Annotated in this window: 9 protein-coding genes and 2 pseudogenes; 2 read left to right on the top strand and 9 right to left on the bottom strand. The window is 44.3% G+C overall.

Features of this window, described 5'->3' with window-relative positions; translation table 11 throughout:
- Both A142_RS18615 and tal read right to left on the bottom strand, forming a co-directional pair.
- A pseudogene (locus A142_RS18615) lies at positions 1–432 on the bottom strand (transketolase); the annotation flags it as partial.
- 87 nt (positions 433–519) lie between these two features.
- Positions 520–1,470, bottom strand: a complete 951-nt coding sequence (gene tal / locus A142_RS18610) for a transaldolase (protein WP_009845571.1) — start codon at positions 1,468–1,470, stop codon at positions 520–522.
- Positions 1,471–1,929: 459 nt separating this feature from the next.
- Here tal and A142_RS18605 point away from each other — a divergent pair, with 459 nt between their 5' ends.
- Positions 1,930–2,934 (top strand): sugar-binding transcriptional regulator, encoded by a 1,005-nt coding sequence (locus A142_RS18605; RefSeq protein ID WP_017065721.1) that lies wholly within the window; start codon positions 1,930–1,932, stop codon positions 2,932–2,934.
- A gap of 171 nt (positions 2,935–3,105) precedes the next feature.
- Positions 3,106–4,473 carry a glycosyl hydrolase family 18 protein gene (locus A142_RS18600; protein WP_019822872.1) on the top strand — a complete coding sequence of 456 codons (1,368 nt, stop codon included), beginning with the start codon at positions 3,106–3,108 and terminating at the stop codon, positions 4,471–4,473.
- Between the two features lie 80 nt (positions 4,474–4,553).
- On the opposite strand, the pseudogene A142_RS18595 reads toward A142_RS18600, so the two are convergent.
- The 7 genes and pseudogenes from A142_RS18595 to moeA all read right to left on the bottom strand — a co-directional run bounded on the left by A142_RS18595 (position 4,554) and on the right by moeA (position 13,673).
- Positions 4,554–6,847: pseudogene (locus A142_RS18595) on the bottom strand (putative bifunctional diguanylate cyclase/phosphodiesterase).
- A gap of 386 nt (positions 6,848–7,233) precedes the next feature.
- Complete coding sequence (locus tag A142_RS18590; RefSeq protein ID WP_029405489.1) at positions 7,234–8,082, bottom strand: sulfurtransferase; 849 nt, start codon at positions 8,080–8,082, stop codon at positions 7,234–7,236.
- 50 nt (positions 8,083–8,132) lie between these two features.
- On the bottom strand, positions 8,133–8,447 hold the full coding sequence (locus A142_RS18585) for a hypothetical protein (RefSeq protein ID WP_019822868.1): 315 nt from the start codon (positions 8,445–8,447) through the stop codon (positions 8,133–8,135).
- A 205-nt stretch (positions 8,448–8,652) separates the two neighbouring features.
- Complete coding sequence (locus tag A142_RS18580; RefSeq protein ID WP_019822867.1) at positions 8,653–9,273, bottom strand: hypothetical protein; 621 nt, start codon at positions 9,271–9,273, stop codon at positions 8,653–8,655.
- Between the two features lie 11 nt (positions 9,274–9,284).
- A complete protein-coding gene (locus tag A142_RS18575; RefSeq protein ID WP_019822864.1) occupies positions 9,285–11,420 on the bottom strand; it encodes an LruC domain-containing protein in 2,136 nt (711 codons plus the stop codon).
- A gap of 255 nt (positions 11,421–11,675) precedes the next feature.
- Positions 11,676–12,425 (bottom strand): molybdopterin-synthase adenylyltransferase MoeB, encoded by a 750-nt coding sequence (gene moeB, locus A142_RS18570; protein ID WP_029405488.1) that lies wholly within the window; start codon positions 12,423–12,425, stop codon positions 11,676–11,678.
- A 12-nt stretch (positions 12,426–12,437) separates the two neighbouring features.
- Positions 12,438–13,673, bottom strand: a complete 1,236-nt coding sequence (gene moeA, locus A142_RS18565; protein WP_019822860.1) for a molybdopterin molybdotransferase MoeA — start codon at positions 13,671–13,673, stop codon at positions 12,438–12,440.
- Between the last annotated feature and the right edge of the window lie 146 nt (positions 13,674–13,819).

The following is a 13,819-nucleotide window of genomic DNA, read 5'->3' as shown; positions in this document are numbered from 1 at the left end:
TACGATGTCGTGGCCTTCTTTGTTGAACTGTGCAGCTAGCGCTTTCTCAGCCATAGCCATACCAACAGCGTTAGTAATGCCTTGGCCTAGAGGACCAGTCGTTGTTTCGATGCCTGGTGCGTAGCCGTACTCTGGGTGACCTGGAGTCTTAGAGTGCAGTTGACGGAAGTTCTTAAGATCTTCAATTGAAAGCTCGTAACCTGCTAGGTGAAGCAGAGAGTAAATCAGCATTGAGCCGTGGCCGTTAGACAGGATAAAACGGTCGCGGTCAGCCCACTCTGGGTTTGCTGGGTTGTGGTTTAGGTGAGAACGCCAAAGTACTTCAGCGATATCAGCCATACCCATAGGTGCGCCTGGGTGACCAGAGTTTGCTTGTTGTACGCCGTCCATGCTTAGAGCACGAATAGCGTTAGCTAGATGTTTGCGATTCATAAGAACTTCCGAATAAAAATTAAGAAAAACAAAATTGATAAAAGTAGGGGAACTGAACGTTCCCCTATTTGAATTTGGTAAGAGTGATTACAGCTTAGCTGCGATCATGTCTTCTAGTTTGCCTTGGTCAACGGCGAAGTTGCGGATGCCTTCAGCCAGTTTCTCAACAGCCATTGCATCTTGGTTGTGGTCCCATAGGAACTCAGCGTGAGTCATCGCTGCTGGGCGCTCTTTAGTACCGTTAGAGTCGATAAGCTTCTCTACTACTTCGCCTTCTGCTGCTTCTAGGTCTGCTAGAAGTTGAGGAGCGATAGTTAGACGGTCACAACCCGCAAGTTCAAGGATCTCGCCGATGTTACGGAAGCTTGCGCCCATAACAACAGTCTTGTAGCCGTGGTCTTTGTAGTAGTTGTAGATATCTGAAACTGAGATTACGCCTGGATCTTCTGAAGCTTCGAAATCACGACCTTCTTTCGCTTTGTACCAGTCCATGATGCGACCTACGAAAGGAGAGATTAGGAATACGCCAGCTTCAGCACAAGCACGAGCTTGAGCGAAAGAGAATAGAAGCGTTAGGTTACAGTTGATGCCTTCTTTCTCTAGGATTTCAGCAGCACGGATGCCTTCCCAAGTAGAAGCTAGTTTGATAAGGATGCGGTCGTTAGTGATGCCAGCGTCGTTGTACATTTTGATAAGTTGACGAGCTTTAGCAACGCTGCCTTCCATGTCGTAAGAAAGACGAGCATCTACTTCAGTAGAGATACGGCCAGGTACAACTTTCAGGATTTCTTTACCGATGTTCACGTTAAGCATGTCGCAAGTATCTTGAACTTGCTGTGCTTTATCGCCACTTTGCGCTTTTGCGTATTCGATAGAAGCATCGATTAGAGGAGCGTACTCAGCAATTTGAGCAGCTTTAAGAATTAGAGATGGGTTAGTTGTTGCATCTTCAGGAGTGTACTTGCTGATAGCTTCGATATCGCCAGTGTCAGCTACAACAGTTGTTAGTTTACGAAGTTGCTCTAATTTATTGCTCATTTTGATCATCCTATGTATCGCATAACACCTCATTAATGGGAGAGGTGTGGGCATTTGCAAGCTAACTAATGAAGTTCTCAATGGTTGTACCAGTGAGCCAAACTTACATTAATTTAAATTTTTCTCCGAACGAACATTTGCACAGAACATTTGATCGCTCGATGAGTAAATGATGTAGCCATATTTATCCGATCTAGCCCCAAAGTCAACGGTAAATAGTGCTGTATGGTGACTTTAGTCAAATATATTTCGCTCTAGTAATCATGGGGTATGCAAGCAAACGTTTAACGAGCAAAGTGAGGTGAATTAATCAACAACAAAACCATGGTTATGACGATGAGCAAATGTACCTTGCTGTTACATATGTTCGGAGTGTAAACTTGTGTATCACTTGCTTAAGCATCGAACATTTGTTCTTCAAGCAGGTAAAATAATTGTTAAATATTGGTTGAGTGGTATATGAGTAAGAATATCCAAGATGTTTCCGAAGAAAACACTGATCTCCTCACTGAAGTAGCGGTTGCTTATTATCAAGATGGTGCCACGCAAGAAGAGATATCTAAAAAGTACTCTATCTCCCGTGCAAAGGTTGGTCGAATGCTCAAGCAAGCCAGAGATGAGGGCATTGTTGAGATCACCGTGAAATACCACCCCGTCTTTAGTGCGAAGATCGAGCAACGTTTGATCGAACGATTTGGTGTAAAGCGAGCGCTTGTGGCACTAGACCAACCAAATGAAGAGAAGCAGCGATTACAGGTTGCGGGTTTAGTGTCTAACTATCTTACCAGTACACTGAAAAACGGTATGGTGGTGACAGTAGGGCAAGGGCGAAACGTATCGTCTGTTGCTCACCACACTGGCGTCATTACGCCACGAGACTGTAAATTCGTGTGTGGTATCGGCGGTATTCACCCAAGAGGCGGTATGTTTAACGCCGACCATATATGCAGGCAGCTAGCCAAAAAGTACGGTGGATCTTCTGAAACCTTATACGCGCCGGCTTATGCCGAGAATAAAGCGCAAAAAACCGCATTCATGGAAAACAGCACCGTTAAGCAGACACTCGATCTCGCTCGAAAAGCCGATGTCGCTTTGGTCGGTATCGGTGATATGAGCGAAAACAGCTATATGGTCGACTTAGGCTGGTTTACCGCAGGTGAGGTCGTTCAATCTCGTTTATTACAAGGTGTCGTCGGTGACTTTGCGGGTTATGATTTTTTCGATGTTCACGGTAAAACAGCAAACACAGTAATGAGTGACCGTGTGATTGGTTTGGCCTTGGAAGAATTCCGCCCAATTGCAGAAGTCATTGCCATCGCTGCCGAGAACAGTAAACCATTAGCTTTACTAGGTGCACTAAGAACCGGCGTGGTAGACGTGATAGCAACCAGCGTAAGTAATGCTTTGACGGTACTTAACTTGGATGAGCAACTTAGCGTGAATAAACCAAACGGCAGTGAATAGTAAGACATTCATATTTCGTTGAATTCACTATTTGAGCAATCATGGAAATTCCCCTAATGAAACCAGTGTAATAAAGGGGATAACTATTAGATATGACTCGAATAGTGAATTTGTTCAGCGGTTGAAAGAATTATCACTCTTTAATGTTAAGCCACACTAAAGGAGATAATTATGAAACTGTCATTTATCACACAAGCTATTTCTGGCAACAGTGACCAATCAAGTTCTATCTTTAAATCTAATTCTATTATTGCGCTTAGCTTAATAGCTGCGGCTTGTATGCTCACACCTACGGCACATGCCGATGATAAAGTCGTCGCAGGGTATTTTGCGGATTGGCAATATCTGAATAAAGACAACCCTTATACTGTTGACGACATACCTGCAGATAAGCTCTCACATATTATTTACGCCTTCTTGAGTATGTGTGGGCCTCATAGCGGTGCTGGTGAGCCAGTCCAAAAACAAATTAAGCAGCAATGTGCAAACAAAGAACCATATACCGCGATTATTGTGGATAAAGAAGCTGCGTTAGAAGTCGATTTTGGAGACGTGGACGTTGATGTTGGCTATAAAGGCCACTTTGCTCAATTAGCTCAGCTTAAAGCCGACAATAAAGACATTACAATATTGCCATCATTTGGTGGATGGACAATGTCTGAACCTTTCCATGCGATGGCAAAAGATCCTAAAGCCATTGCACACTTTTCAAAAACTGCTGTTGAGTTGATTCAAAAATATGACTTTTTTGATGGTATTGATCTTGATTGGGAATACCCAGGAGGCGGCGGCTTAACTACTTCGCCTTGGAACCCAGAGACTAAACTAACCGATGAGCAAAAAGCACTAGAGCGTGAAGCGTTTACACTTTTGGTAAAAACAATTAGAAGTGATTTGGATGCTCTATCAAAGACGACTCAAAGAGATTACGAGCTTTCAACAGCTGTCGGTGTTGGTGCTAAATCTGCACAAATTGACTGGAATGCAGCCAGCCCATATTTGACGAACATGTTTGCGATGACGTATGACTTCCTTGGTGGGTGGGGAACTCAGACTGGTCACACAACAAACTTGCATGCTACAGAGCGCAGTTGGTGGGGAATGGGAGCTGATGTCTTCATTAATCAAATGATTGAGCAAGGTATTCCTAGCGAGAAGCTCGTGATCGGGGCGGCTTTTTATGGTCGAGGCTGGCAAGGGACAAAAGATTTTGCTGGTGAGTTGCCCAAAGGTGATCTGGTTTCTGAACAAGGGGCGCAGTTTGGTACCGGTGAAAATGGTTACTTTATGTTCTGGGATCTTATAAATAACTACAGCAGCAAACAAGGTTATGAGTACAAGTACGATGAACAAGCTCAAGCACCTTATTTGTGGAACCCAGATAAAAAGGTATTCATATCTTTTGAAGATCAACATTCTATTAAAGCAAAGGCAGAATGGGCGAAGAAATCAGACCTAGGCGGAATTTTTACTTGGGAATTATCAGGAGATCCTTCCGGGCAGTTGATAGATGTAATGCATAGTGAAATGAATAAATAACCGATGGAAAAATACCCAGAAAATAAGGTAGGTTTATCCGCCTACCTTATTTATTTTGCTCGTCTATTTAACTCACGTTGTTAAACAGAACATTCCGCGTGCTCAGTCATCTGCTTGTTTAGGTGAGTAGCCAGCTCATCATAAGGAGTAGGGCGAGAGAAGTAATAGCCTTGCATTAAGTCACATCCACATGCCTTTAGAATTGCGAAGTGTTCGTTTGATTCTACGCCTTCTGCTAATACCACCATGCCGAAGTTCTTACCGATTGCGATGATGTTTTGCACCATTGTGAGTGACTGCTGATCGACAGCAATGTTCTCAATAAAGCTCTTATCGATTTTAAGCTCATCGATAGGTAGTGCTTTCAACATGCTTAGTGATGAATAGCCTGTACCAAAATCATCTAAAGAGATCTTTATATTCTTCTCTTTGAGGGCTTCAAAAGTCGGTTTCACCAAAGTCACATCTTCAATGAATAAGCTCTCCGTAATTTCTAGCGTTAAACAGCTAGGAGAGAGTTGATACTTTTCTAGTGTCGCGAACAAGTGCTCAGAGAAGGATCGATGAGAAAACTGACGCACTGATATGTTGATCGAGAGCCCGATCTTTTGTTCCGTTGTTCGATGCAAGTGGGCGATTTGCATAATGCTGGACTCAATAATAAAAGTCCCCAGTTTTTGCATTAAGCCCGTGTTCTCAGCTATCGGTATAAAGACATCTGGCGGAACAAAGCCCAACTCGTCATCAATCCAGCGAACGAGTGCTTCTACACCATGAATACTCTCATTTGCACGAACCAGTGGCTGAAAAACCATGAACAGGGTCTGCTTCTCGATAGCGATACGTAGTCTTTGCTCTACTTTCATTTTATAGAGGTGCGCTTCTTGCATTTCCGTCGTGAAAATACTGTACGAGTTTTGCTGTTGTTTTGCTTTGTACATCGATATATCGGCAGAACGTAATAGGCTATCCAGATCTTTTCCGTGCTCAGGGAAACGCGCTATGCCGATACTACAACCTAACAAAAACTGAGCATTTTCAAGTTCATAAGGCTGAGAAAGTACTTCAATTATGCGCTTGGCGAGTCGTTTAATCTCAGCTTCATTCGACAAGGGCGTTAAGAACAAGAATTCATCGCTTGATTCACGTACCAATAGGCTAAGGCGAGATCGGAACCTCATCAAACGCAAAGCGATTTGCTTGAGAACCTTGTCGCCAAAGTCATGCCTGTGGGTGTCATTGACGCATTTAAAGTTATCGATATCGATAAATAGTAGCGAAAATTCTTCTGACTCATCGTCAATCCATTTGCCAATATTTTTACGCATGTACAAACGGTTTGGCAGAGAGGTTAATGGGTCATGGTTAGCCTGGTAAATGAGTTGGCTGCGAGTGCGTTGTTCGTTCTTGGCAATTGACTTCACCAAAAAGTAGAAACCGAGTTGAAGAAAAATAAAGGCAACGAAAAGGATGCTGAACTCTCGTACAAATATACTATCGACGTGAGCCAGGTCAGTACGTCCAACCACCCATAGTTTGTAGTTTGGGATGTATTTGGCGCTCATCAAAGAGTGGTATTGCTCATCATCGACAACAAAGGAGTAGGTTCCTTTCCCATTCATCGCTTCTTGTACGCTAATACCGAAGTGTTCGGTAAAGGTGCGCTCAATACGTTGTGTGATATCTTTAGCGACAGGAGCGGAATACGCACTTACAGATTCGATATCACTTGAATAAAATTGGCGATAGTTGTCTGTTCTGATTAGGCTCAGTGTGTTGAAAGTTCCCGCATGGGCATTGTTTTCAAATACGATTGTGGCGTCTAATCGTAGTCCTGCGGTCATGACTGCATCGATCTTTTTGCCATCGATTGAAATGGATTTTCTCAGCGGGATAACCAAGCTTTTCAATGTCTCTTGATAATAAGTACGCCCAAGCACCATGCTACTGCTGGATAAGGCGTCTAAAAAGGAATCTCTCGTCGCCGTGTATTGCAGTAAGTTCTTTTGATTCGCAAGTTGGAGATTTGAGCTGACAGAGAGATAGTCACCCTCAGTGTTTAACAAGCCAAATGCTGCTATAGCTGGGTGGGTTTCAGTAGCTTGTCTAAAATTGGCCTAATTTGGATAGACGCAGTACGTGTAAAGTCAGACTGTTGAGCCAGTTGATGGCCGACCACTTCTAACAAGGCTTCTTGACTGGTCAGCAGTGAGTTGACAGAGCTAGAAAAAAGTTCCACCTGAATGTGTTGCTGTTCTGTGAAGTCGTCTCTGTTTGCTTTCCAATTTGTTACCCCCAACGCGGCGAAAAGTATCAGGGTCAGGAGTACGATAAACGCGTACAGAGACCAGATATTTTTCTTAAATAGAGCCATGAGATGCCTTTTGTTGGTTACTGCTTTCCACAGAGTGCAGACGACGACCTATTGGCTCGTCAGCGTGATTCATGCAACGAAAGATACAAACATCAAAGATGAAAGTATTAATGATTAAATAGTGTAACGACTACGAGAAGAGATTCTTGAGTGAAAAATTAATATTCATAAAGTAGATAACGATTAGTCTATGATTAATCACGAATTATGGTTAGCAAGTTGATGTGGGTTACAAATCAAACGGCGTGAATCGAGTCTTGGTCTCAAATGAACATAGCGTTAACTGCGACATAGAGGCTTACTTCATGAGACGTGGGGCCATCATTATCAGTAAGCTCTTTATGCATGTGCAGTATATTCCAATAGTTGCATTAAGCGAAGTTGAATTACTTTTTAGTCACGGCGATAGGGAGTTTGTCGTTAGCACCCCATTCTGTCCATGAGCCATCGTAAACTCCCATTTCACCCGAGTATCCCGCCAATTTAGCAGCCAACAAAATGATGCAGGCAGTCACACCTGAACCACAGCTAAAGAACATCGGTTGAGTTGGCGTTAAGTCTAACGTAGAAAAGATTTCTGCAAGCTCGCTCTGTGGTTTCAACTTGCCGTTGTTCAGCACTTGTGCGAATGGTAGACAAACTGAGTTTGGAATATGCCCGCTGCGTAATCCAGCTCTTGGTTCAGGCACTTCTGAATCAAAACGAGCTTGAGATCGAGCATCCAGAATATTGGCACTCTTGTTCTCTGAATAGCTTAGGACTTGCTTTGCATCCACAAAGTAGTTGTCTTGAATGTTGCCTTCGAAATTGCCTGGTGTTACTTCAGCTCTGTACGATGTGTCCGTCGCGTAACCCGCTTCAATCCATGCTGGCAAGCCACCGTCTAAAATGTGTACGTTGTTGTGTCCCATTGCCATAAACATCCACCATGCACGGGGCGAAGCGAAGGTTCCGGAGTTATCGTACACCACAATCGTGCTGTCTTGGTTGATACCAATTTCACGTGCACGAGTGTTGAAGTGTTTTTCGGAAGGGAACATGTGAGGAAGTAGGGTATGTTTGTTGCTGAAGTCTTTGTCGTAGTCGAAACGAATTGCTCCAGGAATCATTTGTCCTTTGATCTTTTCAGACTCACTTGGAATTTGAAATTCGATACTGGCGTCTAAGATGATGATGTTGTCTTCTGCTAGCAAACGTTGTTGAAGTTGTTCTGGTGAGATGAGTGGCTGATTCATTATTGTTATATCCATTCTTGTTGTAGTTATAGCTGTTGTTATATCGGCGGCTAAGGTGCAGCTCTACAGTGGATTAACTGATAGCTGCTTTGTCCGGTGATTTGGTTACTTAATGTATCAAGCGAGACTACAGAATCAATAGGGCAGTCTGTGGTAGGAGCAATAGAGACCCGAAATACGTCATTATCTTTTGTCTGAACCGTAAGATAACGCCTGTGTCCATCTAAGGATTGAGTCAGCGTGTTCGAAATGACTTTGGCTTGAATGCGTTGCCCCGTCTCAGAGGTTAGCGGGAAATAGGCAAGGGCAACTAACACGCCTACGCCACACATTAAGATAAATAGACCTATTTTTAACTGTTTCATGAGAGTAAGTCTTTGAAGGTTATGTTGAAAATATAAGTGAGATTGGTGGTAAAGTGAATGCTACTCGCTAAGAAAGCTGAATTAACCGCTCTTCGACGAAAACAAAAAAGTGAGCATATCTGCTCACTTCTTACTTACAAACAACCAATTTGACTCTGTTTCGTCATAGACCTAACTAACGACAAGTTACCTGCTGTTAAACGATTTACTGCCAGACAATCTGAGAGTCGCCGCTAGAAACCACTTGTTGTAATGGAGGTTGACCATCGTAAAACCAAATCTCTATCAAGAGTGCTTCATGGTTTACCGGTGCTGCAAAGTTCGAGGCGAACACACCATTATCTAATGGGCCTGCAATGACTTTACTGGAGTAATCCGGCTTCAAGGTTGAGTCATCTCTTGTGCTAAAGCGGCTGTATACGGTCACAAAAGAACGATCTGTCGAAATGCTGCTGATGTCGATGTCGAGATCAAACTGTTCAACAGAGCTGTAGTCAAACCCGTCAGGTACCACCAAATCACTCATAGTATAGCTTTGCGCTGCTACCGCACTTGTCGCGGGAGACGGCGAAGGCGTTGCTGTTACCGGATTCGACGGGGTTGCAGGTGTCGAGGGTGTAGATGGCGATGGAGTCGATGCACTGCTACCGCCACCACCACCGCCGCCCCCACAACCGGCTAATACTAATGGCGCTGCTGCTAAAATAACGGCTAGTGACTTCTTCATGTTCCAAGTGTTTTGTACAGACATACGTTTTTCCTCAAAGAGATTGCGACTTGAATCAACGCAATGAGTTTCTCGATATTGTTTATTTTGAGTATTCATAGCGTTTCTCCTTATGGTTCGTAACGTTGGTTGTCTGCAGGCGATTGGTACCATGTCTGATTCGTTTCACCGCCGGATTCTGCGTATCCTTTAAACTCTGGGTAAGCGGTAACAATATCGACGTACTCTAGAGGCCACTCCCATTCGTCACCCGAAGTCACTATTAGTGCCCAAGGGTGGTTTTCTACTGTTTTGAAGTATTTACCTGTTGATGGATTACTGTCATCGACGCCTAAACCAGTTTCAAAGAGGTTAGTGGTATCAAATGCTTCGGTTGGCGCTTGGTCTGGCAAGTGAACCTCCCAGCTGCGTCCTGGATGTAGAGGTAGGTTTTCACCGTGATAATACCCAGGCGTTGCGAAGATGAACGGGTCGTAAGGCATATCGGTCCAACTGCCTGTACTCACACCGTCACCGGCTAAAGTAATACCAATTTGGAATGAGAACTGCTCATCCTCTTTACATCCATTACTGGTGCGGTAGAAAGTACAGCCAGTGCTGATTTTTTCTGTCAGATCATTGGCGATAACAAAGATTGCTTCGCTACGTCCATCTTCTAGGTCGAGGCCAGTGAATACACCATTGTGTTTCATGTAAGAGCTGCCACTACTCACTAAGCTCGGGTCTAAGTTAGGAAGTCGAACAGCAAAACCATTTCTGTACGTTGCCCCGACAGCAGCTAGGCGGCCGTCAATAGTGGACTTAACGACTTTTCCATCTTTAAGGATTTCGGTAATGCGATACATAAGAACAGCGTCGTTCATGTCGTAGTCGGCTTTATATGGCCAGTTATCTTCGTACGCGAGCGTTGCGTAACCGGAAGCACTTGGGAAGTAACGAGCGGTGGCACCATCGTTAAGAACATCGACTTGAATATCGACCACCTCACCAGAGGTTGAACCGCCGAAGTAGCTTAAGTTGGTTTGTTGACTGAATCTGAATCGAGCCCATGTGGTACCAGTCAGTGCGTTGATATCGACATTTAGGAATAACTCATTTTCACCAGCATCTAACAGGTAATCTGTAAATACTTGTTCGTTGGCACCATCGAAGCTACCGTCTTGGTTCCAGTCGATCCAAGCCGAAAGGTAACCGGTTGTTGAAGCTTCAATTACCACTTTTGAATCAAGCCCGGCTTCAAGCGCAGTAACAAAACCGATACCACCGTTAGCCCACTCATCGTCCACTCCAATAGTTTCATCTGATTGTGGAGTAACGTAACCATCCAAGTCTGCATCTGGTGGTGTTGTACCCAACCAAGTGATGCCATCAAGCTCATGTCGAGGACCATTGCTCGCCAGTAACGTTAGGTAGCTGTCTGGAGCATCACCGAAGTCGATGTTTGAGTCTTCATCCACAACAGGTGCATTAGCACAACGAGCACCATCATTTTGACCAGAAATTGGGCCATTCGGTACAAATTCATCGGCTGGAACAATACCTGCTGCGATATTGGCAGCGTTGTCGGGAGATAGGTTGATTCGGTAGATCTTACCGTCTTGGTTTCGAGATACGTAGTAGTAGCCATTGATATCAAAATAGCCAGCACCGAACGTACCTAACTCGCCGGTGTCTCCGATGTAGGTTTCGGCTCCTGTGGTTGGGTTGAATTGGTACAAGCCGCCCGAGTTATTATCAATACCATATAGAGAGCCATCGCTTGGATGAAAGGCGAAATCAGTCAATTTTACGGTTGCTGGGCTGCCTACAAATTTGTTAACGGTAACAGTCGCATTTGGATCTGAATCGAGAGGGGATAGGTCAACAGTGAACAGCCCCTTACCTGTGCGGTATAGGTAGTAAACATGGTCGTAGACATCGCCTACATAGAAGGTATGGTCGGTTGGTAATCCGCTGGTATTGATGACTTCCGCTTGGAAGTCTTGACCAAGACGCACCAAGCGTTTGTTGGTGGTGTCGTATCCGTAGATGTATCTGTCTTGAAAGTCGAAACCAACACCATTGATATTGGCATTCATACCCGTATCGTCTTCTAACAGAGTGGTTGAGCCGGTAACTAGGTTAACGCCCCAAACCTCAACGGGTTTCGACTGAAATAGGTATGCCTTACTAGGGCAGGTATCGAATGGCGCTGCGTTGGCGACCAATGGCGCACTTAATAGCAAACTTAACGTTGTGATTCTCATATCTACATCCTTGTCATGGAAGGTATAGATATTTTTACAAGTTACGTGCCATTTTTAACTCGTTGATTTTTAACTTTTATATTTTAAAGTTTTGGGTTTTTTATTGTATTCTCAAAATGAGAACTCAAATGAAACTAATCTCTCATAAAGTCTTTCAAATTGATAAAGCGATATGAGAAGCTGATGTAGAGACCTAAAAAAGCCCTGACATAAAGTCAAGGCTTAGGTTTTCGATAAGAGGGGATATGATTTAGTTTATCCACACACTGAACAATTAGGCATTTTCATTAAATTCATTTCACGCCAACTGTGCGACATGGCATCAAGAATCAAAAGTTTGCCTTGCTTTGGTTGTCCAAACTTGGCAATAACCTTGATAGCTTCCAAAGCCTGAGCCGCGCCCACCATGCCAACAACAGGTGCCATCACACCGGCTTCAACACAGCTTAGAGCAGCGTTGCCGAATAGAGCGCTCAAGCACTGGTAGCAAGGTGCATTTTCATCTTGATAAGTGAATACGCTAATCTGACCTTCCATGCGAATCGCAGCGCCCGATACTAGAGGCGTTTTTGATGCGTAACATAAGCGGTTCAACTGATTGCGCGTTTCGACGTTGTCACTGGCATCAAGTACGAGTGAATGCATTTCAATAAGCTTCGCCAGCGCCTCGTCATCAAGCCTGTGTTCGACAGTTTCAATCGTCAGATGCGGGTTCAATACCTGCAAAGATTCAGCGGCAGAATCGACCTTCTTCTTACCAATATCAGTATCGGTGTGAAGTACTTGTCGCTGCAAATTTGAAAGCTCGACAACATCGTCGTCGATCAGCGTTAGCTTACCAATGCCCGCAGTCGCAAGGTATTGAGCAGAGGCACAGCCTAAACCACCTGCACCTAACACTAAGATTGAGCTCTGTTTCAGAGCTTCTTGACCTTCAAAATCAAACTGTTTGAGAATGATCTGGCGATTGTAACGAAGCATCTCTGCGTCAGACAGTATTTCCATCAGCAAGCCTCGTTAGTAAAGCGTCGAGTTAAACAGTTGAATCTGAACCGTTTCACCGACTTCAACACGGCCACGTTCGCGCTCTAGTACCACAAAGCAGTTTGCTAAGCTCATTGAGCGGAAAGCGCCGGAGCTTTGGTTACCTGTTGTTTCTACTACAAACTGACCGTTTTCGATCGAGTAGATGCCACGTTGATAATCAGTACGGCCTGGGCCTTTTTTGAATGCAGACTTAGTGATAGCAGGAATCGATTCTGGTGCTGTCCATGCGGTGTGACCAGCCAATTTAGCCAGCATAGGTTGAACTAAAACGTACATGGTCATCATTGCAGAAACAGGGTTACCCGGTAGGCCACAGAACCACGCGTTGTCTAGCTCACCAAATGCGAACGGTTTACCTGGCTTGATTGCTAGCTTCCAAAAGCCGATTTGGCCGAGTTCTTCCAAAATATCTTTGGTGTAATCCGCTTCACCCACACTCACACCGCCAGAAGTCACAACAACATCCGCGAGTTCTTGAGCTTTCTCGAAGGTTTCTTTAAGCGTTGCAGGGCAATCTGGGATGATGCCTAGGTCAATCGCTTCACAACCAAATGCTTCAATCAGCGGTTTAATACCGTAGCGGTTGCTGTCGTAGATTTGGCCATCTTCAAGAGGCTGGCCTAGCGGTTTTAGCTCATCGCCAGTAGAGAAGAAAGCGACTTTAGGTTTGTGTGCCACAGTCACATGACTCACACCGAGTGAAGCAATCATTGGGATATCACGAGGCGTTAAACGTTCGCCACGGCTAAGAACGATGTCACCTTGTTTGATGTCGTCACCGGTAGGGCGAATATTGTTGTTCAGTTTGATGTCGTCTTGCTGAATTTCGATGCCCGCATCGGTTTCGCGAGTATTTTCTTGCATGATTACAGCGTCACAACCTTCCGGGATCTTTGCGCCAGTCATAATGCGAATGCAGGTGTTTGCTGGCCATTCACCTTCAAATGGTTGACCTGCATAGGACTTGCCCGCTAAAGGCAGCACTTTACCGTTCTCTAGGTCTGCTAAGCGCAGTGCATAGCCGTCCATTGCTGAGTTATCAAAAGGAGGTACAAAAATAGGGGATAGAATATCTTCAGCAAGTACGTAACCCAATGCTTCTGCTAATGGCAGTGATAAGGTCGTTTGAATAGGTTGAATTGGTGATAGCAGCTTATCTAGTGCTTCTTCAATTGGCATCAAGCCCGGAGCGTCGCAACAGCCCATAATTGAAATCCTTTGATCGTTATTATTTTGATTTGGTGGTTGGCAATAGGGATTCAATAATTATCAAATCATGATGGTTCGCCAACGAAATTGCAGCCACTTTAGCATAGTTTAAGCCCCGTAAATAATGACCTCCCTTAAAATAT

This window comes from Vibrio splendidus 12E03 (assembly GCF_000272105.2).
Classification (GTDB): Bacteria; Pseudomonadota; Gammaproteobacteria; order Enterobacterales; family Vibrionaceae; genus Vibrio; species Vibrio splendidus_I.
This window is presented reverse-complemented; position numbering and strand designations above follow the sequence as displayed.

Coding starts and splice junctions, on each gene's coding strand:
- tal (WP_009845571.1), bottom strand. CDS start 1,470: ATGAGCAATAAATTAGAGCAACTTCGTAAACTAACAACTGTTGTAGCT.
- A142_RS18585 (WP_019822868.1), bottom strand. CDS start 8,447: ATGAAACAGTTAAAAATAGGTCTATTTATCTTAATGTGTGGCGTAGGC.
- A142_RS18605 (WP_017065721.1), top strand. CDS start 1,930: ATGAGTAAGAATATCCAAGATGTTTCCGAAGAAAACACTGATCTCCTC.
- A142_RS18580 (WP_019822867.1), bottom strand. CDS start 9,273: ATGAATACTCAAAATAAACAATATCGAGAAACTCATTGCGTTGATTCA.
- A142_RS18575 (WP_019822864.1), bottom strand. CDS start 11,420: ATGAGAATCACAACGTTAAGTTTGCTATTAAGTGCGCCATTGGTCGCC.
- moeB (WP_029405488.1), bottom strand. CDS start 12,425: ATGGAAATACTGTCTGACGCAGAGATGCTTCGTTACAATCGCCAGATC.
- moeA (WP_019822860.1), bottom strand. CDS start 13,673: ATGGGCTGTTGCGACGCTCCGGGCTTGATGCCAATTGAAGAAGCACTA.
- A142_RS18600 (WP_019822872.1), top strand. CDS start 3,106: ATGAAACTGTCATTTATCACACAAGCTATTTCTGGCAACAGTGACCAA.
- A142_RS18590 (WP_029405489.1), bottom strand. CDS start 8,082: ATGAATCAGCCACTCATCTCACCAGAACAACTTCAACAACGTTTGCTA.